The organism is Acidovorax sp. (genome assembly GCF_027492855.1).
Classification (GTDB): Bacteria; Pseudomonadota; Gammaproteobacteria; order Burkholderiales; family Burkholderiaceae_C; genus Acidovorax.
The window spans coordinates 1-20,134 of sequence record NZ_JAPUDY010000036.1 but is presented as its reverse complement, the minus strand read 5'-3'; the positions used below and the strand labels follow the sequence as shown (position 1 = coordinate 20,134).

General features: G+C 65.3%; 17 protein-coding genes and 2 pseudogenes. 10 read left to right on the top strand and 9 right to left on the bottom strand.

The genetic code is table 11. From position 1 onward, the window contains the following. The 3 genes and pseudogenes from pepN to prfB all read right to left on the bottom strand — a co-directional run. Positions 1-842 (bottom strand): annotated as a pseudogene (gene pepN, locus Q0105_RS07060) (aminopeptidase N); the annotation flags it as partial. Beyond that, the gene (locus Q0105_RS07055; RefSeq protein ID WP_298210169.1) at positions 826-1,518 is read right to left on the bottom strand and encodes an HAD family phosphatase; all 693 of its coding nucleotides are present in this window, start codon (positions 1,516-1,518) and stop codon (positions 826-828) included. The pseudogene pepN and the gene Q0105_RS07055, both read right to left, overlap by 17 nt. A 3-nt stretch (positions 1,519-1,521) precedes the next feature. After that, positions 1,522-2,626 (bottom strand): peptide chain release factor 2 gene (gene prfB / locus Q0105_RS07050; RefSeq protein ID WP_298210167.1). Its coding sequence is split into 2 segments (ribosomal slippage): positions 1,522-2,544 and positions 2,546-2,626, totalling 1,104 coding nucleotides; the frame shifts between segments, so codons are not numbered across the junction. A 524-nt stretch (positions 2,627-3,150) separates the two neighbouring features. Between prfB and Q0105_RS07045 the strand changes: the two genes are divergently transcribed. Together Q0105_RS07045 and Q0105_RS07040 are read left to right on the top strand one after the other, a co-directional pair. Then, the gene (locus Q0105_RS07045) at positions 3,151-3,846 is read left to right on the top strand and encodes a response regulator transcription factor (protein ID WP_298210165.1); all 696 of its coding nucleotides are present in this window, start codon (positions 3,151-3,153) and stop codon (positions 3,844-3,846) included. Further along, a complete protein-coding gene (locus Q0105_RS07040; protein WP_298210163.1) occupies positions 3,834-5,720 on the top strand; it encodes an ATP-binding protein in 1,887 nt (628 codons plus the stop codon). The genes Q0105_RS07045 and Q0105_RS07040 overlap by 13 nt, the downstream gene beginning before the upstream one ends. 47 nt (positions 5,721-5,767) lie before the next feature. Here Q0105_RS07040 and Q0105_RS07035 read toward each other — a convergent pair whose 3' ends face one another. Then, positions 5,768-6,685, bottom strand: coding sequence for an alpha/beta hydrolase (locus Q0105_RS07035; protein ID WP_298210161.1), 918 nt, complete (start codon positions 6,683-6,685; stop codon positions 5,768-5,770). Positions 6,686-6,865: 180 nt separating this feature from the next. Here Q0105_RS07035 and Q0105_RS07030 point away from each other — a divergent pair, with 180 nt between their 5' ends. The 5 genes from Q0105_RS07030 to Q0105_RS07010 all read left to right on the top strand — a co-directional run bounded on the left by Q0105_RS07030 (position 6,866) and on the right by Q0105_RS07010 (position 13,134). Continuing rightward, entirely contained in the window at positions 6,866-8,191 is a 1,326-nt protein-coding gene (locus tag Q0105_RS07030; protein ID WP_298210159.1) for an extracellular solute-binding protein, read from the top strand. A gap of 54 nt (positions 8,192-8,245) precedes the next feature. Then, positions 8,246-9,982: an iron ABC transporter permease gene (locus tag Q0105_RS07025; protein WP_298210157.1), complete on the top strand. Its 1,737-nt coding sequence runs from the start codon at positions 8,246-8,248 to the stop codon at positions 9,980-9,982. 18 nt (positions 9,983-10,000) lie between these two features. Beyond that, positions 10,001-11,086, top strand: a complete 1,086-nt coding sequence (locus Q0105_RS07020; protein WP_298210171.1) for an ABC transporter ATP-binding protein — start codon at positions 10,001-10,003, stop codon at positions 11,084-11,086. 23 nt (positions 11,087-11,109) lie between these two features. Next, the gene (locus tag Q0105_RS07015; RefSeq protein WP_298210156.1) at positions 11,110-11,991 is read left to right on the top strand and encodes a LysR family transcriptional regulator; all 882 of its coding nucleotides are present in this window, start codon (positions 11,110-11,112) and stop codon (positions 11,989-11,991) included. 81 nt (positions 11,992-12,072) lie between these two features. After that, the gene (locus Q0105_RS07010) at positions 12,073-13,134 is read left to right on the top strand and encodes an aldo/keto reductase (RefSeq protein ID WP_298210154.1); all 1,062 of its coding nucleotides are present in this window, start codon (positions 12,073-12,075) and stop codon (positions 13,132-13,134) included. Positions 13,135-13,276: 142 nt separating this feature from the next. Here Q0105_RS07010 and Q0105_RS07005 read toward each other — a convergent pair whose 3' ends face one another. Next, on the bottom strand, positions 13,277-14,707 hold the full coding sequence (locus Q0105_RS07005) for a M20 family metallopeptidase (RefSeq protein ID WP_298210152.1): 1,431 nt from the start codon (positions 14,705-14,707) through the stop codon (positions 13,277-13,279). Between the two features lie 161 nt (positions 14,708-14,868). Between Q0105_RS07005 and Q0105_RS07000 the strand changes: the two genes are divergently transcribed. Together Q0105_RS07000 and plsY are read left to right on the top strand one after the other, a co-directional pair. Continuing rightward, entirely contained in the window at positions 14,869-15,360 is a 492-nt protein-coding gene (locus tag Q0105_RS07000; RefSeq protein ID WP_298210150.1) for an aminoacyl-tRNA deacylase, read from the top strand. A 183-nt stretch (positions 15,361-15,543) separates the two neighbouring features. Beyond that, positions 15,544-16,227: a glycerol-3-phosphate 1-O-acyltransferase PlsY gene (gene plsY / locus Q0105_RS06995; protein ID WP_298210148.1), complete on the top strand. Its 684-nt coding sequence runs from the start codon at positions 15,544-15,546 to the stop codon at positions 16,225-16,227. Positions 16,228-16,270: 43 nt separating this feature from the next. On the opposite strand, the gene Q0105_RS06990 is transcribed toward plsY, so the two are convergent. From Q0105_RS06990 to Q0105_RS06980, 3 genes are read right to left on the bottom strand one after another with little or no spacing between them, the layout of a single operon-like run. Continuing rightward, positions 16,271-17,293 carry an HD domain-containing phosphohydrolase gene (locus Q0105_RS06990; protein ID WP_298210146.1) on the bottom strand — a complete coding sequence of 341 codons (1,023 nt, stop codon included), beginning with the start codon at positions 17,291-17,293 and terminating at the stop codon, positions 16,271-16,273. An 18-nt stretch (positions 17,294-17,311) separates the two neighbouring features. Next, the gene (locus tag Q0105_RS06985) at positions 17,312-17,992 is read right to left on the bottom strand and encodes a TIGR02281 family clan AA aspartic protease (protein WP_298210143.1); all 681 of its coding nucleotides are present in this window, start codon (positions 17,990-17,992) and stop codon (positions 17,312-17,314) included. Positions 17,993-18,011: 19 nt separating this feature from the next. Then, positions 18,012-18,497, bottom strand: a complete 486-nt coding sequence (locus Q0105_RS06980; RefSeq protein ID WP_298210141.1) for a YajQ family cyclic di-GMP-binding protein — start codon at positions 18,495-18,497, stop codon at positions 18,012-18,014. Positions 18,498-18,571: 74 nt separating this feature from the next. Between Q0105_RS06980 and murB the strand changes: the two genes are divergently transcribed. Further along, positions 18,572-19,648: a UDP-N-acetylmuramate dehydrogenase gene (gene murB / locus Q0105_RS06975; protein WP_298210139.1), complete on the top strand. Its 1,077-nt coding sequence runs from the start codon at positions 18,572-18,574 to the stop codon at positions 19,646-19,648. Positions 19,649-19,789: 141 nt separating this feature from the next. Here the strand turns inward: murB and Q0105_RS06970 are convergent. Then, positions 19,790-20,134: pseudogene (locus Q0105_RS06970) on the bottom strand (argininosuccinate synthase); the annotation flags it as partial.

Here is a 20,134-nt window from a genome sequence, read left to right as displayed (position 1 = left end):
GCGCCCATGTTGAAGTCGCTGGTGGCGACGATCATGAAGCGCTCCAGGTCCAGCGGCAGGCCGAAGCGGGCTTCGTCCCAGGCCACGCTGTACATCAGCGAGTTCATCGCGTGTTCGGTCTTGCCCAGGTCGCCGGGGCGCACGTACACCTGCAACAAATGGTCGGTGCCCGAGCGGCTCTTGATGAGCTGTTCACGCGCCACCAGCTTGCCCGCCACCAGAGCGAACAGGTAGCAGGGCTTTTTGTGCGGGTCCACCCACTTGGCGAAATGGCGGGCGCCATTGGGGCCGTCTTCCAGTGCGCCGCTGTCCACCAGGTTGCCGTTGCTGAGTAGCACCGGGTACTGGACCTTGTCGGCGCGCAGCGTGACGGTGTAGCTGGCCATCACATCGGGGCGGTCCAGGAAATAGGTGATGCGGCGAAAGCCCTCGGCCTCGCACTGCGTGAAGAAGGTGCCCTGGCTCACATACAGACCCATGAGCTGTGTGTTCTTGGCAGGGCAGCAGGTGGTGAATATCTCGAGCGCGAAGGGCTCAGGGCCTTCGGGCAGGTTCTCCAGCACCAGGCGCGCGCCTTCCATCTTGAAAGATGTGCCTTGGCCGTTAACGAGCACGCGGGCCAGGTTCAGCTCATCGCCGTCGAGCTTGAGCGGCTGCGCGGCCACGTCGGGGTTGCGGCGGAGCAGCATGCGGTTGAGCACGCGGGTCTTGTTCGGGTCCAGGTCGAAAGTCAGCTCGACGCTGTCGATCCAGTAGGCGGGGGCGGTGTAGTCCTCGCGGCGGACGGCGACGGCCTGGCCTGCGCCGTCTCCACTTCCGTCTGCACTAAGCAGTTGCAACATGGATGCTCTCCAGAAAGTCGGTGTTCATGAGTTCGGTGTAGTCGCGCACGGCGGCCAGCACATGGGGCCCGGCCAATTGTGCGGGCGTGTGGGTGCTGCAGATGGCCACGGCGCGCATGCCCGCGCGGCGCGCGGCCTCAATGCCAAAAGGTGCGTCTTCAAAGACGATGCAGTGTGCCGGGTCGGCTGCGATGCGGCGTGCGGCTTCGAGAAAAATGGCGGGCTGGGGCTTGCCGGGCAGGCCCTCGTCGCCGCGCACGATGGCTTGCGGGGCGGGCAGGAATCCCATGTTGCCCAGGTGGCCCAGTGCGAATTCCACGTTGCCAAGGTCGCCCGCCGTGCCCACCGCCAGCTTCAGCCCGCGTGCCCGCACCTGCGCGGCAAACTGGCGAAAGCCCGCCACTTCGGCAAAGCGGGGGGCGAACAGTTCTCTGTAGATGGTTTCCTTCTCGTGCGTGAGCGCATCGGCTTCATCTTGCGACACGGTGCGGCCCAGCAGCTCGACGATGCACTCGGTGCCGTTTTTGCCCGTGGTGCGCGCCATGAGGTCAGGCACATCGAGGTCCATGCCTCGGCGGCGCGCGAACTCGATCCATGCCTGGGTGTGCCAGGGCATGGAGTCGATCATGGTGCCGTCCATGTCGAAGATGATGGCTTCGGTGCGCAGCACGGTCATGGATTACACGCCTTGTTTGAGCGAGGCTTCGATGAAGGCGTCCAGGTCGCCGTCCAGCACCTTTTGCGTGGCCGAAATTTCGACGTTGGTGCGCAGATCCTTGATGCGGCTGTTGTCCAGCACGTAACTGCGGATCTGGTGGCCCCAGCCCACGTCGGTCTTGGTGTCTTCGAGCTTTTGCTGCTCTTCCTGGCGCTTGCGCAGCTCGTAGTCATACAGGCGGCTGCGCAGGCGCTGCCAGGCCACGTCGCGGTTGCTGTGCTGGCTGCGGCCGTCCTGGCACTGCACGACGATGCCGGTGGGCATGTGCGTGAGGCGCACGGCCGAGTCGGTCTTGTTGATGTGCTGGCCGCCCGCGCCGGATGCGCGATAGGTGTCGGTGCGCACGTCGGCGGGGTTGATGTTGATCTCGATGGAGTCGTCGATCTCTGGGTACACGAACAGCGAGGCAAACGAGGTGTGGCGCCCGCCCGAGCTGTCGAACGGGCTCTTGCGCACCAGGCGGTGCACGCCGGTCTCGGTGCGCAGCAGGCCGTAGGCGTATTCGCCCTCGATCTTGATCGTGGCGCTCTTGATGCCCGCCACGTCGCCGGGGGTTTCTTCTTCGACCGTGGCCTTGAAGCCCTTGCGCTCGGCGTACTTGAGGTACTGGCGCAGCAACATGCTGGCCCAGTCGCAGGCCTCGGTGCCGCCAGCCCCGGCCTGGATATCGACAAAACAGTTGAGCGGGTCGGCCTCCATGCGGAACATGCGGCGGAATTCCAGCTCTTCGATCAGCGGGCGCAGCTTGGCGGTCTCGGCCTCGATGGTGAGCAGGCCGGGCTCGTCGCCTTCTTCCTTGCTCATCTCGTACAGCTCAGCGTTGTCGGCCAGCTCGCGCGTGAGCTTGTCCAGCGTGACGACCACGCCGGAGAGCGACTTCTGCTCCTTGCCCAGCTCCTGGGCCTTCTTGGGGTCGTTCCAGACTGCCGGGTCTTCCAGCGATGCGTTTACCGTGCGCAGGCGTTCGTATTTGGCATCGAAGTCAAAGATACCTCCGTAACTCTTGCGTGCGCAGAGCCAGGTCTTCGAGGGTGGTGCCAATGAGGTTGATGCGTTCTGCGTCCATGATTTTGTCCTGAGTGTTCTGTGGAATAACCCGCGATTTTCTCATGGACCCCAGGGATGGCCCTGGCGCAGGGGTGGAATTAAAAATGATAGCTGCCAGCGCTTTGTTGATAAGCGCTGGCGGCCGATTGGCATTGAATTTGGTTTGAAGCCTGCACAGCCCCGGCAAGGCGGGGTCGGCAACCGCCGGGCATCCCAGCCGCCCAGCGATGGCGCCCGTGGGGCCGTGGCCGGGCAAAGGCCGGGGCTGCCGTTTTTCCGCAGTGGTCCAGGCGTTGCAGGCCTTGGGCGGCGGTCAGCCCGTGGTGCACAGGCTGCTGCGGAAGGCCCCGCCCACGAGGCCTGGTGCCACCGTTTACTCTTGTATTTATAGCTGCTAGCGCTTATTGGGCGCGCGCTGGAGCACTGAAACTAGGTAATTTGGGGTGCAGCTGGCACGAATTACCCAATTTCAGTGATGGGCGGGGTGGCCGGGGTGGCCTAGGATTGCGCCTTTGCAATGCCTGCCCGTCCACGCTCCTTGTCATGACCCTTTCCGCTCAGTCTCTTGAATCCACGTTGCCTGCCCCGGTGCTGGTGGTGGAGGACGAGCCGCTGTTGCAGCACCGCCTGCGCGGCGTGCTGCAGGCGCTGGGCTATCCGGCGGACGCGCTGCTGTTTGCCGCCACGCTGGCCGAGGCGCGCGCCTGCCTGGCGCAGCAGCCGGTGGCGCTGGCGCTGGTGGACTTGCACCTGCCCGACGGCAATGGGCGTGAATTGATCACGCAGCTGCGCGCGGACGACCCTGGCCTGGGCATCCTGGTGGTGTCGGCCTGGAGCTCGGAGGAGTCCATCCTGGGCGCGCTGCGTGCCGGGGCCACGGGCTATGTGCTCAAGGAGCGCGACGACGTGGAGATGCAGCTGTCCATCCGCAGCGTGCTGCGCGGCGGCGCGCCCATCGACCCTTTCATCGCCCGGCGCATCCTGGAGCTGCTGCCCGCGCCAACAACAGCTGCAGCGGCGGCGGGCGCGGGCCCCGCGCCGGAGGGCGCTTTGAGCGAGCGTGAGGGCGAGATCCTGCGGCTGGTGGCCGATGGGCTGTCCAACCGCGAGATCGCGGAGCGGCTTTTTCTGTCGCGCTACACGGTAGAGAGCCACATCAAGCGCGTGTACCGCAAGCTGGCCGTGTCCTCGCGCACGAGCGCGGTGCGCGAGGCGCGCTCGCGCGGGTGGCTGGGTTGATGCGGCGGCTGCTGCCGTGGCTGGCAGCCCTGCTGGTGTTTTGCCTGCCGGGGTGGGCGTTGGCCGATGCTTCTTTGGGTGAGGGGGCAGGTTATTGCACGCTGTCCGTGCAGGCGGCGCGCGCTGCGGATGGCAGCAGCCTGCGGCCCGCGCAGGGCTGGGAGCGCGTGGCGCTGCCCGATGTGTGGAACCATCGCTGGCCCGACCATAGAGGCGCGGTGTGGTACCGCATCGACTGGGAGCGCGCCTGCGTCGACGCCGGGCCGGTGGGCCTGGGGATCGACGGCGTGAGCATGGCGGGCGAGGTGTTCATCAACGACGACCTGCTGTGGCGCAGCGCTTCGCTGGTGGAGCCCTTGTCCCGCCACTGGAATACGCCGCTGTGGTGGCTGCTGCCCGCGTCCAGCCTGCGCGATGGAGTGAACACCGTATGGGTGCGGGTGGAGGGCGTGGTGGAGCTTGAGCCGGGGCTGGGCAGTGTGCGTGTGGGCCCGGCGGTGGGCGTGGCCCAGGCGCAGGCGAAGCGGGAGTGGCGCCAGCGCACCGTGTATGTGTTCTCGGCCGGGCTGTCGGTGGCGGTGAGCTGCCTCTTTGGCGTGGTGTGGTGCCTGCGCCGGTCGGAGCACGCCTTCGGCTGGTATGCGCTGATGTCGCTCGCGTGGGCGGCGTATCTGTTCACGCTGCTGGCTACCAGCCCCTGGCCGTTCGTCGGCACGCTGGCGATGTCGCGGGTCAACATCGCTCTCTTTGTGTTGTACACGTTGTGCTTTTGCTTGTTCACCTGGCGCTTTGGTGGGCAGCAACTGCCCCGGCTGGAGCGGGTGCTGCGCTGGCTTGCGTTGCTGGCCGCAGCGGCCGCGCTGCTGGTGCCCCAGGCGGTGGTCGCGCCAGTGTTCCTAGTGGTGTGGCTGAGCTCCGTGGTGGTGTTCTTTGTCAACTGCCTGCAGTTTCAGTGGCATGCCTGGCGGCCGCGTGCGGGCGGGCGCGACCTGCAGCTCATGATGCTGGCGCTGTGCTGGCTGGTGCTCGTGGCGGTGGGCGTGCGCGACTTGATGCTGGTGCTGAACCACTGGCGCGCCGACGAGACCTGGCTGCCCGCAACCAGCCTGCTGACCACGGTGGTCATGGCGTTGCTGCTGGGCGGGCGGCTGGCGGGCAGCATGCGGCGCATCGAACGCTTTAACCACGAGCTGGAAGAACATGTGGCGCGCACCCGCTTTGAGCTGGCCCAGGTGCTGGAGCGCGAGCATGCCCAGGCGCTGGACAACGCCAAGCTGCAAGAGCGCATGCAGATCGCGCACGACCTGCACGACGGCCTGGGTGGCAGCCTGGTGCGCGGCATGGCGCTGGTGGAGCAGACACCGCAGCCCCTGTCGAACGAACGTGTGCTGTCGCTACTGAAAGTGCTGCGCGACGACTTGCGCCAGGTGATCGACCATGGCTCCAGCGCGGGCGCGGTGGTGCCCGAGACGCCAGTGCAGTGGGCCGCGCCGCTGCGCCACCGCTCCACACTTGTCCTGGACGAGATGGGCATCGCCAGCGAATGGCTGGTGGCACCGCAGTGGCGCGAGCGCCCCAGCGCGCTGCAGTGTTTGGGCCTCACGCGGCTGGTGGAAGAGGCGTTGTCCAACGTCATCAAGCACAGCCGGGCCCGCCGTGTGCGCGTGGAGTGCGTGCAGCCGCTGCCGAGCACGTTGGTGGTGCGGGTGGAGGACGACGGCGTGGGTTTCGACGTGGCGGCCGTGCAAGGCGCGGGCCTGTCGGTGGGCATGCGCAGCATGGCGGCGCGCGCCGAGCGCATGGGCGCCACGCTCACGGTGGAGTCGGCGCCGGGCGCGACGGCGCTGAGCGTGATTTTGCTATTAAAAAGGTAGCTGATAGCGCTTGTTAAATAAGCGCTAGAGCCCGGTTTGGCTTGAAATTAGGATAAAAATTGCTCGATCAGCCCGGCCACTGCCTGCGGCTGGTCATGGTGCAACATGTGGCCCGCGTCCTGCACCACGGCGGTACGGCAGTCGCGCACATGGGTCAGGCGCTGGTGGTATTCATCCAGGCTGTATTTGCCCTTCCACCACATGCCCAGGCTGTCGTCGCTGGCCTCCACGGCCAACACGGGGGCGGTGATGGCCTCGTACAGCGCCAGCGCCTCGTCCAGGCGAAAGAGCTGCGCGCTGGTGATCTTGTGCGCGGGGTCGCCCAATATCTGCCAGCGGCCTTGTGCATCGGGCCGCGCCCAGTGCCCGGCCAGCCACTGGGCCTTGTCTTCGGACAGGCGGCGATTGGTCTTCATGAGGCGTCGGGCCACGCCCGCTGCATCGTCATAGGCATTGAGGTCCATCTCGCCGCGCTCCAGCTTGCGGATCTCGTCGATCCACTGCGCGTAGCGCGCGGGCGCCTGTGCGGGCCGCGTGGCGGGCAGGCCAAAGCCTTCCAGATTGACCAGTCGGCGGATGCGCGCAGGGCGCACGCCCGCATACATCATGGCCACATTGCCGCCCATGCTGTGGCCTACCAGGTCCACCGGCTGGCCGCCCGCGCAGTGGTCGAGCAACTGGTCCAGATCCGCCAGGTAGTCGGCGAACTGGTAGTGGTCGCATGGCGCGGGCAGGGTGGAGTGGCCGAAGCCGCGCCAGTCGGGCGCGATGATTTGGCGGCCGGTGGCGAAGGCGTCGGTGAAGGCATCCACCACGAACTGGTACGAGGCGCCCACGTCCATCCAGCCGTGCAGCAGCACCAGGGGCGCGGTGCCGGGCTGGGCTTCGCCCCAGAGGCGGACGTGGTAGTTCAGGGTGCGGACGCGAACGGTTTCGGAGCGGGAGGGGCGCAGGGGTTGGTACATGGGGCCCGATTATTCCGTGGCGGCGAACATGGCGTCAGTCAACGCAGGGACAAGCGCGGAGGGGGTAGGTATTAACCCGACAGGCCGTGGGCCTGATGTGCCGCATCAGAAACAATGATTGGCCGCCGTTGCGCAGGCCACCTACATTGCATGCACTAAAACATCTTTTAGGAGACATCCATGCAGAGCATTCTTCGTGCGGGGGCCTTGGCCGCCGGTTTCTTGTGGGCCGCGCAAGGCGTGCAAGCGGGTACCGTGACAGTGCTCACCTCGTTTCCCAAAGAGCTGACCACGGCTTACCAAAAAGCCTTTGAAGCCGCCAACCCCGGCATCAAGATCGAGATTCTGAACAAGAACACCACCGCCGCCATGGCCTATGTGCGCGAGCTGCCCGAAGGCCAGCGGCCCGACATCATGTGGGCGTCGGCCCCCGATGCCTTTGAGGTGCTGGCCCGCAACAAGCTGCTGCAGCCTGCGCCCGAGGCCGTGAACAAAAGCGCGCCCGCCAAGATCGGCTCCTACCCGCTCAACGACCCGCAAGGCCTGTACTACGGCCAGGCGCTGGCGGGCTACGGCATCATGTGGAACACCCGCTACCTGCAGGCCCACAAGCTGGCCACGCCCAAGGAGTGGGCCGACCTGACCCGCCCCGAATACTTCGGCCACGTGGCGATCTCCTCGCCCTCGCGCTCGGGCACCACGCAGCTCACCGTCGAGACCATCTTGCAGGGTGAGGGCTGGGAAAAGGGCTGGGGCCAGTTGCTGGCCATGATGGGCAACGCCGCCGCCGTCACCGACCGCAGTTTTGCCGTGCCCGATGGCGTGAACAACGGCCAGTACGGCGTGGGCATCGTGATCGACTTTTTCGGCCTCGCGGGCAAGTATTCGGGCTTTCCTGTGGACTTCATCTACCCCGCCATGACGGCTGTGGTGCCAGCCAACATTGCGCTGATCGCAGGCGCCAAGAACGCCGACGAGGCCAAGAAATTCATGGCCTTCACCATGTCTGTGCCGGGCCAGCAGCTTTTGTTCGATCCCAAGATCAGCCGCCTGCCCATCCTGCCCTACAACCTGCTCAAGGCCCCCGCAGGCTACCCCGTGCCGCAAGAGGTGGCCGCCCGTGCCAAGGTGCAGTTCGACTCCAACGTGAGCGAGGCGCGCTACCAGGTCGTGACCAGCCTGTTCGACCAGATGGTGACCTTCCGCTTGAAGGAGCTGCAGGCCGCCACCCGCGCCATCCATGAAGCCGCCAAGGCCCTCAAGGCCAAGCCCAATGCACGCGGCAACGAGCTGCTGGCGCAAGCCCGCGCCACGGCCTATTCGCCACTGGTGGGCGAGGCCAACGTGAAGAACGAAGAGTTCCTGGAGCTGTTCCGCAAGAACCGCCGCGACGTGGCGGTGTCCAAGCAGCTCACCGGCCTGGAGCAAGTCTGGGCCGACAAGGCACGTGCCAACTACGAACGTGCCCAGCAACTGGCTGAAGAAGCCCGCGGCCTGGCCAAATAAGAACCCGTGCCGCCGCGCCAGCGGGGCGCGGCAGGCACTTGCGGAGAAACCACTATGTCAGCTACCACTACGCAGCCCGGCGCGTCCGGCCTGCCCACGGCGCCCGTGCGCCCGTGGCACGCACTCTCGGGCCTCGGTCCCTGGGCTGCGTTCCTTCTCATCCTGGCCTTCTTGCTGTGTTTTCTGATCGTGCCCGTGGGCATGGTCATCTACACCGCTTTCATCAATGAATCAGGCGGCCTCACGCTCGGGCACTTCGGCAACTTCTTTGCCCAGTCGGTGTTCCGCGAGTCGTTCTTCAACAGCCTGATCGTCTCGCTGGCCAGCGTGTTCTTCGCCAGCGTCATCGCGATTCCGCTGGCCTATCTTACGGTGCGCTTCGAGTTCCGCGGCGCGCTGCTGATCCAGACGCTGGGTGTGCTGCCGCTCATCATGCCGCCCTTCGTGGGCGCCGTGGCGCTGCAACTGATCTTTGGGCGCAGCGGCTCCATGAACCTGCTGCTCAACGACTGGTTTGGTTTCACTATCCCCATCATGGATGGGCTGGTCGGCGTGACCTTCGTCGAGAGCATCCACTACTTTCCGTTCATCCTGCTGAACCTGGTGGCCGCCATGCGCAACATCGATGGCGCCATGGAAGAGTCGGCCCTGAACCTGGGTGCGCGCGGCTGGCGGCTGTTCCGCCGCGTGATCTTCCCGCTGGCCATGCCGGGCTACCTGGCGGGCGCCGCACTCGTGTTCGTGAAGGTGTTCGACGACCTGGGCACGCCGCTGGTGATGGGCGTGACCAACATGCTTGCACCCCAGGCCTACCTGCGCATCACTTCGGTGGGCATTGACGACCCGCTGGGTTACGTCATCAGCGTGATCATGATCGGCTTCTCGATCCTGGCGCTGTGGATGGCTGCCCGCGTGATGAAGGGCAAGGACTACGCCACCATGCAAAAGGGCGGCAACTCGCTGCAAAAGCGCACGCTCAGCAATTGGGAATCTGTGCTGGCCTACGGCTGGATCTTGTTTGTGCTGTTCGTCACCCTGGCGCCACACCTGGGCATCTTGCTGATGTCGTTCTCCAAGGTCTGGAGCTTCTCGGTGCTGCCCGACTCGTACACGCTCGAGCACTATGCCACTGTGTTCCACGATGCGGGCGGCATGATCGGCAACACCCTGCTGTACTGCCTGATGGCTGCGGGCCTGGACGTGGTGATCGGCACCGCCATCGCCTACCTCATCCTGCGCACCCACTTGCCCGCTCGCCAGTGGCTGGACTACCTGGCGTCCGCTGCGCTGGCCATCCCTGGCCTGGTGCTGGCCATTGGCTACCTGCGCATGTTCAAGGGCGTGAACCTGCCCTTTACCGATACGCCGGTGGTCACTACCTGGGTGCTCATCATGCTGGCCTACGCGGTGCGGCGACTGCCGTATGCACTGCGCTCATGCATGGCTGCGCTGCAGCAAGTGCACGTGTCGCTGGAAGAGGCGGCGCAAAGCCTGGGCGCCAGCAAGCTGTCCACCATCCGGCGCATCATGGTGCCGCTGATGGCGGGGGGCATCCTGGCGGGCTTCGTTACCAGCTTCATCACGGCGGCCGTGGAGTTGTCGGCCACCATTTTGCTGGCATCGGCCCAGAGCCAGGCGCCCATGAGCTACGGCATCTACCTGTACATGCAGAGCATCTCGGGCCGTGGCCCCGGCGCTGCCCTGGGGGTACTGGCCGTCGTCGTTGTGGGCCTGGGCACCTACTTCTCGCACCGCTTCGTGGAGCGTTCGCGTGTTACTACCAAAACATAACAGGATGAAATCATGCATCTGAATAAAGTCTCCCTCGAATGCCGCCATATCAGCCTGAGCTATGGCACCACCCCTGTGCTGCGCGATGTGAACCTGCGCATCGAGCCGGGTGAATTCTTCGCGCTGCTGGGCCCCTCGGGCTCGGGCAAGTCCACACTGCTGCGCCTTATCGCGGGCTTCAACCGCCACCAGAACGGCGAGCTGATGATCGACGGCCAGGACATCAGCACCGTGCCGCCCCACGCCCGCAACGTGGGCATGGTGTTCCAGAACTACGCGCTGTGGCCGCACATGACGGTGTGGGACAACGTGGCTTTCGGCCTGGTGGAACGGCGCGAAACGCGCGACGCGATCCGCCGCAAGGTGGGCGCTGCGCTGGAGCTGGTGGGCCTGTCGGACTACGCCCAGCGCCGCCCCGCCCAGCTCTCGGGCGGCCAGCAGCAGCGCGTGGCGCTGGCGCGCACCGTGGTCATCGAGCCCAAGCTGCTGCTGCTTGACGAGCCACTGTCCAACCTTGACAAGCAACTGCGCGTGCAGATGCGCGAAGAGCTCAAAAACCTGCAGCGCAAGCTGGGGCTGACCACCATCTTCGTCACGCACGACCAGGAAGAGGCCATGACCACCGCCGACCGCATGGCCGTGCTGGACAAGGGCATCCTGCAGCAGGTGGGTTCGGCCACGGGGCTTTACGACTTCCCGCAGAACCGTTTTGTGGCGGGCTTCGTGGGCACGGCCAACCTGCTGGAAGGGCAGGTGACGTCGGTGGGGGGCGAGACGCTCAACTTCCAGGTCAAGGGCCTGGGCAACCTCACGCTGCCACGCCCGCCCGAGCCGCCAGCGCCAGGCCCCAATGCCATCGCGTTCCGGCCGCACCAGGTCAGCATCCGCGTGCGCGACGAGCATGGCGATGCCTCGCGCGTGTGGATGGACGGTTTGGTCGAGAGCGCTGAGTTTCTGGGCGAGTTCTCGCGTTACCGCGTGCGTGTGGGCGAGATCGCCATGGTGGCCGACCAGCCCCATTACGCGGGCATTGCGATGTTCGAGCCCGGCGCCCAGGTGCGCTTGGGCATCGAGCCCACGCAATTGCGCTATCTGGACCGCTGAGTCCAACGGCATACTCCAAGCGAATGGAAATCTACCAACTGCGCGCATTTGTCACGGCGGCCAAGCTGGGCAACGTGACGCGCACGGCAGAAGCCCTGCACGTCACCCAGCCCGCCATCACCGCGCAGATCAAGGCGCTGGAGGAAGAGCTCGGGGTGGCTCTGTTCGACCGGCGCCCCGGCCGCATCAGCCTGACGCGTGCAGGCGAAGCGCTGATGGTGGATGCCGAGCAGGTGCTCACCGCTGCAGGGCACTTGCTGGGTCGAGCACGCGAACTGCAGGGCGAGGTAACGGGCTCTTTGCTGCTGGGTACGGCGGCTGATCCCGAGTCCTTGCGTCTGGGCTCGCTGCTCAGCGGGCTGGTGCGCGCCTTGCCGCTTTTGGAAATCAGGACGCGGGGCGGCATGGCCGAAGAGTTGCGCGACCAGGTGGGCGCCGGGCTGATGAACGGCGCCCTTTACATCGGACCGCACATACCCCGCGAGATGACCGGCCTGGCCCTGCAGACCTTGCACTACCGCGTTGCCGGGCCGTTTTCGATGCGCCAGCAAATCCTGCACGCAGGCTGGCGCGAGATAGCCGCCATGCCCTGGATCGGCGCGCCCACGCAGCACCATGCGCAAACGCTGCTCAAGGACATGTTCGCCCGCCAGGGCCTGGTGCCCCACCAGGTGGTGGAGTGCGACGAGGCCGCCGCGCCCCTGGCCCTGGTGCGTTCGGGCGTGGGCTTGGCACTGCTGCGTGAGGATGTGGCCGTGCCTGCTGGCGAGCGCGACGAGGTGGTGGTCTGGCCCCATGCGCGCGTGGGCGCGCTGCTGAGTTTCATCCACCCGCGTTCGGCAGAGCATGACCCTGCCATCGTGGCCACCCTGTCGGTGTTGCGTGCTACTTGGGGCCTGAACTGAACAGGTTCTGAGGGTTTGTAGGCACGCCCTGCGAAGAATGGAAGGGCTTTGTAAACTCCGAGCCTTCTTTCGGAGCGCCCCATGAAAACCATCCAGCTCGGTCAGAGCGATCTGCACGTTACGCCCATTTGCCTGGGCACCATGACCTTCGGTGAACAGGTCAACGAATCCGACTCCCACGCCATCCTCGACCGCTCGCTGGAGCGCGGCGTGAACTTCATCGACACCGCCGAGATGTATTCGGTGCCCGCCAAGGCCGAAACCTGCGGCTCCACCGAAACCATCATCGGCAACTGGTTTGCCAAACACCCGGGCGCCCGCCAGAAGCTCGTGGTGGCGACCAAAGTGGCTGGCCCATCGCGTGGCATGCCCTGGGTGCGTGACAGCAAGGGCATGACGGCACAGGACATCGTGGCCTCGTGCGAGGGCAGCCTGCGCCGCCTGCAGACCGATGTGATCGATCTGTACCAGATTCATTGGCCCGAGCGCCATGTGCCAGCGTTTGGCAACCAGTACTACGACCCGGCCAAGGAAACATCCACCACACCCATCCGCGAGCAGCTCGAGGCGCTGGCGGGCCTGGTCAAGGCTGGCAAGGTGCGCCACATTGGCTTGTCGAACGAAACGCCTTTTGGTGTGCACGAATTCGTGCGTTTGGCCGAGCAGCACGGCCTGCCGCGCGTGGCCACGGTGCAGAACGCCTATTGCCTGATCAACCGCACATGGGAAAACGCGCTCGATGAAACCTGCCACCGGCTGAACGTATCGCTGCTGGCGTACTCACCGCTGGGCTTTGGCCTGCTGACCGGCAAGTACGACGAAAGTGGCACCACTGGCCCGAACGCCCCGCAGGGCGCGCGCATCGCCACCTACGAATCGGTGCGCAAGCAGCGCTGGGGCCGCCCCGAGGCGCTGGCCGCCTCGCGCCGCTACAACCAGTTGGCCCGCGACAACGGCCTCACGCCCACGCAAATGGCACTGGCGTTTTGCTACACCAAGTGGCAGGTGGCCAGCACCATCATCGGCGTGACCTCGGTGGCGCAACTGGACGAAGACCTGAATGCATGGGGCACCACGTTGTCGCCGGAGTTGCTGAAAGCCATCGACGCGATCCGCTGGGAAATCCGCGACCCGGCACTGTGATGGTTTGACTCCCCCTGAGTCGCCTGCGGCGCCTTCCCCCTGAGGGGGACGACACCCTCGCTGCGGGGCGGCCTTTGCTTGGCGTCTCTCGCCTGGGGCTGCGTCAGTTTTGTAGATCGCGCGCAATGGGCCGGGGTATCGCTCAAACCACCGCTTGGGGTTTGTTCGCAGTCAGCGCACCTTTCTTCCACGGGACATTGATAGATTCACCCAGGTCCCAGAACAACCCGGCCATCACCGCCAGTCCTTCGCGTGCCACCGGCGCCAGCAGGTGCTCGTTGGGGGCATGCTGGGCGCAAGCAGGATACGAGTGCGGCACCCACAGTGTGGGCAGACCCAGTTGGTCGGCAAAAATGTCGTTGGGCAGCGAGCCCGCCAGATTGGGCAGCAACGTGGCAGACTGGCCAGCGCTGGCTTGTAGCGATGCCATCGCCCAGTCCACCCAGGGGTTGTGCAGATCCAGCCGCGTGGCGCCGCATACCATGCCCATGCTGATCACCACGTCAGTGAAACCGTGCGCATCCAGGTGCTCGCGCAGGGTGCGCTCTACATTGCGCCAGTCGGTGCCCACCACAAAACGCAATTGGCAATGAGCCACCGCGCTCGATGGAATGGCATTGACCGGGCGCTGGGCCGAGCCCGCACCCAGCGCCAGCACCTCCAGCGTGTTCCAGCCCACCAGCTGCTCGGCCGGGGTGAGGCCGGGCTCGCCCCAGCCGCGTGTGAGCGCGGGGTCGTCGGCACCCGCACCGATCACCACGTTTTGGAGCGCGGTGCGCAGCTTGTCGGGCACCGAAGGGGGTAGCAAGCCCTTGATGAGAATGCGGCCTCTGGCGTCCACCAACGTGGCCAGCGCATGGGTGAGCACGGTGGCGGGGTTGGCCAGCACACCGCCCCAGTTGCCCGAGTGGTAAGCCTTGTCGCGGCTGCGCACGGTGAGCGAGAAGTTGATGGCGCCACGCGAGCCCAGGAAAAGGGTGGGGTGCCCCGCATTCACGCGCGGCCCATCGCTGGCCACGAAGAGGTCGGCCCCGAGCGTATCGTGGTGCTGCTCGCAGAACGCCCCCAGGCCGGGCGAGCCGGCTTCCTCGCCCATTTCCATGAGCAGTGTCACGTTGTAGCCCAGGCGGCCGCCACGGGCCTCGATGGCATGGGCCAGGGCAGCAAGGCTGACCGTGTGCTGGCCCTTGTTGTCGGCGGTGCCACGGCCATACCAGCGATCGCCCTCAATGGTCAGCTCCCAGGGCGACAGCCCTTCGCGCCAGGCGCTGTCCTGGCCGTTGACCACATCGCCATGCCCATAGGTCAGCACAGTGGGCAGGGCCGGGTCTTCCACGCGCCGGGCGACGAGGAAGGGGCCGCCTTGTGGCGAGGGGTTGTCCCACACCCGGCATTCAAAGCCCAGCGGCGCCAGCCAGGGCACCATCTCGTCTGTGAGGTAGGCTCGCAGTTCGGGCGGCACCTTGCCGGTGTCGCTTTCAGTACGCCAGGCTACCCGGCGGCGCAGGTCTGCGGCAAAGCGCCCATCGTCGAAGTAGCGCCGCACGTTTTCAATCAGTTGTTCGCGGTTCATCGTGCTCATCCTTGGCTTGGGGTCGTGTGTGCCATTCCACCACGATCTGCGCACGAAGACGCGTTTTCATTTTCCGATACTTCCGCGTCGCTGTACCAGGCCATCTGACGCATTCACCCACGGATACGGCTACCATTTGCTCCCTCTCCCCGTACCGCACCATGGCCAAGAAAGAACACGTTTCCGAGACCCAAGCCACCCAGTTGCTCAAGGCGAGCAAGGTGGCTTTTTCCGAGCACCCGTACGAGTATCTGGAGCATGGCGGCGCGTTGCACAGTGCCGAGGTGCTGGGGCTGGACCCGTTCACCGTGGTCAAGACCCTGGTCATGCAGGATCAGGATGCCAAGCCCTTGCTGGTGCTGATGCACGGCAACCGCAAGGTCTCGACCAAGAACCTTGCGCGCCAGATCGGTGCCAAGTCGGTGGAGCCTTGTGCGCCCGAGGTGGCCAATCGGCACAGCGGTTATTTGGTGGGGGGCACATCGCCCTTTGGCACGCGGCGCGCCATGCCGGTGTATATCGAGGAGACCATCCTCGCGTTGCCGCGCATTGCCATCAATGGCGGGCGCAGGGGTTTTTTGGTGCAGATCGATCCGCAGGTGTGTGTGCAGCTGCTGGGTGCCAAGCCCGTGCACTGCGCACTGGCAGAATAGGCCGCCGCGAAGCCAGCCTGTCATACCCGGTTGCGTTCAATACACAAGAACAACCGTTCGGGCTGAGCTTGTTGAAGCCTGACGCGGCGCTTCGACAAGCTCAGCGTGAACGGATGTATATTTTTTTGAACGCATATCGGTATCAGATGGCTGACCCATTGCATTGATTACCAAGGAGTTGCTTTGACAGCCGTTTATCCCATTCTTGCCGCCGTGGCTGCCTATCTGCTGGGCTCGCTGTCGTTCGCCGTCATCGTGACGCGTGTGATGGGGCTGAGCGACCCGCGCACCTATGGCAGCAAGAACCCTGGGGCCACCAACGTGCTGCGCTCGGGCAGCAAGGCCGCTGCCGTCGTGACGTTGCTGCTCGACGCGATGAAGGGCTGGCTGCCGGTGGCGTTGGTGATGTGGTTCGGCCATCCCTATGGCCTGGAAGAGGGCACGGTGGCCATGGTGGGGCTGGCGGCGTTCCTGGGGCACCTGTGGCCGGTGTTCTTCCGGTTTGAAGGGGGTAAGGGCGTGGCCACGGCGCTGGGTGTGCTGTTTGGCATCAGCGTCTGGCTGGGGCTGGCCACGGCGGCCACCTGGCTCATCATTGCTTTCTTCTTTCGCTATTCGTCGCTGGCGTCTTTGGTGGCTGCCGCGTTTGCGCCGATCTACTACCTGCTGGTGGATGGCGTGGTGTGGTACGCCGAAACCCCCATTGCGGTGTCGATGGTGGTCATGGCCATGTTGCTGGCCTGGCGGCACAAAGAGAACATTCAGCGGCTGATTGCGGGCAAGGAGTCACGCCTGGGCAGCAAGAAGAAGGCTGCGCCGGGCGCTGATGCGGGTGCTGCGTCGCCGAGCAAGAAGGCGCCCAAGTAACCCAACCAGCCCCGCGGCCAGTTTGCGGGTGCTGCTTAGATGCTCAGAGCGTCCCAGGCCGGGTGGTCACCAGCCCTCTGAGGCCGCCGCTGTGCTGGGCGGCATACAGGCCGAGCCGCACCATGGTGCGGTGGTTGAGCTCCAGGCTTACCGCCGAGCGTGCCAGGGCGGACTGGATGCGTGGTTTGCCGGTGGCGGTTTGGTACAGGCTGGGTTGGGCGCGGTGGCTGCCGGTGCGGTCGAGCAGGCTGGCCACCAGCGGGTGGTTGGCCTTGTCGCTGCGGCGCAGCACGATGGCGGTTTCGCCGTTGTCCAGTTTCACGAAGGTGCCCGGCGGGCACAGGCCGATGGAGCGCACCAGGGTGTAGCTCACCTCGTCGCGCTGGTCCACCTCTTGCCCCACGATGGCGCGCACCGAATCGGTGGCGCTGCGGCCGGCACGTGATTTGCGCGGGCTGATCATGGCCGCATAACGGTCGATGGTGCCCAGGATGCGGGTGAGGCGGTCCACCGGCTCCTGGTGGGCCAGGGGCACGCGTTCAGCAATGCTGGCGTGGTGCTGGCCCACCACTTCGAGCCAGAGCGCATCGTTGATGAACAGGCGCTCCAGCAGCAGCATGCTTTCTTCCGGGTGGCTTTTGATGGCCTCTTGCTGCGCGGCGGTGGGGCGCTCGCGCTGCCCTGCCAGTTCGTCCTGCAGGCCGGTCATGCCGATGTTCATGGTGAGCGCGGCGCGCACCAGGCTGTCGCGCTCGCGCTGGGGCAGCTTGAGCTCCAGCGCCATGATGTGGCACAGCGTGCCGCACACCAGCGCGTGCGAGGCACTGTAGCCCACGGTGGAGGTGGCGGCGAGCTGGAACATCAGGTACAGCGCCGCATCGATGTCGTGCGCCACCAGGTCCTGCAGCCAACTGTCGAACTGCCGCACCTTGCCGGGGAAATCCTGCACCTGCAAAGGCCGGGCCAGCAGCACCGACAGCGCTGACTCCAGGTCGGACCAGAGGCTGAGCAGGTCCTCATACTCCCCTTCGGGGTGTTGTTGGCTGGCGCTGGGGTGGGCGGACATTGGTTGCTAGGGGCCGTATCAGTGGCGTTTTTCCAGCACCATCTGGTCGTTGGTGCGGGTCATCTGGAACTCGTTCAGAAAACTGTTGCCCAGCAGCACGTAGGGCATGGGCTCCGAGGTGATGATGGCTTCCACGCCAAACACTTCCACATCGCCGATGCGCACGGAGTCGAGCTTTACGCGCCAGCCCTGGCCGATGCCGTTGGCGGTGCCCATGCGCACCACCTGGCCGTTCTGGTATTTCAGGCCCATGCGGTCGGCGTCGGGGCGGCCGATGGCGACGGAGGTGGCGCCTGTGTCCACCATGTACTGCATCACCCGCCCGTTGATGGTGCCGCTGTTCACGAAGTGCCCGCGGCTGTCAGCGATCAGTGTGATGCGCTTGCCACTGCCGCCGCTGCGCCCCCCCACGCTCACCGGGGCCTCGCCCAGCCGCAGGGTGCGCCGCGCACCTTTGACTTCGACTGTCGCTTCTTCCTTGGCGACGGCGATGACCTTGACGCCCTGGTACTCATCCCCTGCGCCCACGGCGCGGGGCGGGTGGGCATCGACCACCAGCAGGGCCTTGCTGCCCAGCATGCCGGCCAGGGCGACCGATTGCGCGTGCACGGCGGCGCCCCATGGCGCCAGCAAAAGTCCGCAGCAAAGGGCTGCCAAGGCGGTGGAGCGCGGGCGTTGTGGCTTTGGGGGCTGGGTCATGGCGGGGCAGGCTGCGTGCTCAGTCGCGGAAGTTGTCGAATGACAGCGGCACGTCGGTTACATCCTTGCGGATCAGTGCCATGGCGGCTTGCAGGTCGTCGCGCTTGGCGCCGGTGATGCGCACCTTGTCCTCTTGAATGGCGGCCTGCACCTTGAGTTTGCTTTCCTTCATGAGCTTCTGGATCTTTTTGGCCAGCTCGCTCTCGATGCCGTTCTTGACCTTGATGACTTGTTTGACTTTGTCGCCGCCGATTTTCTGCACGTCGCCCATGTCCAGAAAGCGCACGTCCACGTTGCGCTTGGTGAGCTTGTTGCGCAGCACGTCTTCGATTTGGGTGAGCTGGAAGTCGGCGTCGCCGATCAGGGTGATGTCTTTGTCCTTGATCTCGATGCTGGCCGAGGTGCCCTTGAAGTCGAAACGGGTGCCGATTTCCTTGGCGGTGTTTTCAACGGCGTTTTTCACTTCAACCAGGTTGGCTTCGCAGACGGTGTCAAAAGATGGCATGTTGGCTCTCAATCTCGGGGAAAACGGGGGCAATGCACACATAACCGAAAAGGCTCGGTGCGACAATCGGGTCAATGGTAGTCGAGAAAAACGCCCCTTTGCAGCCCTGGAACACCTTTGGCATCGCCGCGCGTGCCCAAACGCTGGTGCGGGTGCATTCTGCCGCCGACGTGTTGGCCGTGCTGGCCAGCCCGGCGCTGGCGGCCGCGCCCAAGTTCGTGCTGGGCGGCGGCAGCAACATCATATTGACGGGCGACGTGAAGCCCGTGGTGCTCAAAATGGAGATCAAGGGCCTGCGCTTGGTGGAAGAAACCCCCAAGGCCTGGATCGTGGAGGCGGGCGCTGGCGAGGTGTGGCACGACGCCGTGGCCTGGACGCTGGCGCAGGGCTTTGCGGGGCTGGAAAACCTGGCCCTGATTCCCGGCACCGTGGGCGCCGCGCCTGTGCAGAACATCGGGGCCTATGGCGTGGAGCTGCAGGACCGTTTCGAATCTCTGGACGCCATCGACCTGACCACGGGCCGCGCCTTCACGCTAGACGCCGCCCAGTGCGGCTTTGGCTACCGGGATTCGGTGTTCAAGCACGCTGCGCCATCCGATGCACCCGATGCGGGCGGCCTGCCGCGTGGCATGGGTCTGGCGGGGCGGGCGGTGATCACCCATGTGCGCTTTCGCCTGCCCAAGCCCTGGAAGCCGGTGCTGGGCTACCTTGATCTGGAGCGCCGTATGGTGGAAGAGGGCGTGGCACACCCCACGGCGCAGCAGATGTTTGACTGGGTCTGCGACATCCGCCGCGCCAAGCTGCCCGACCCTGCCGTGGTGGGCAATGCCGGCAGCTTCTTCAAAAACCCCACGGTGTCGCCCGACCAGTGCGCCGACATCATCGCGCGCGAGCCTCGCATCGTGCACTACCCCATGCCCGACGGCAGCATCAAGCTGGCGGCGGGCTGGCTGATTGATGCCTGTGGCTGGAAGGGCAAGTCCATCGGCAAGGCGGGCGTGTACGAAAAGCAGGCCCTGGTGCTGGTGAACCGGGGGCAGGGCGCCGACAGCGTGACGGGCGGCGAGGTGATGACACTGGCCAAGGCCATACAGACCAGCGTGTACGAGCGCTTCGGCATCCGGCTGGAGCCCGAGCCGGTGGTGGTGTAGCTCACCAGCCGAGCCGCGCAGACAAAAAAAAGCCACCAGGATCGGTGGCTTTACTCATTTTTTGATAGCTGCTTGCGCTTGATTAATAAGCGCTAGAGCCATTTTTTGCCACTATTTCTAATGGCAAAAAACCCCAAAAACTCACTTGCGGTCGTTTTCGAGTTGAGCCAGGGCGGCATTGCCACCCAGCGACAGCAGGCCTGCGCGCGCGTACACACCGAGCTTGTCGCGCGTGTCCGAGATGTCCAGGTTGCGCATGGTCAACTGGCCGATGCGGTCCAGCGGGCTGAACGGCGCGTCTTCCACCTTTTCCATCGACAGGCGCTCGGGTGCGTAGGTCAGGTTGGGCGATTCGGTGTTCAGCAGCGAGTAGTCGTTGCCACGGCGCAGTTCCAGCGTCACGGTGCCGGTCACGGCCCGGGCCACCCAGCGCTGGGCGGTTTCGCGCAGCATGATGGCCTGGGGGTCGAACCAGCGGCCCTGGTA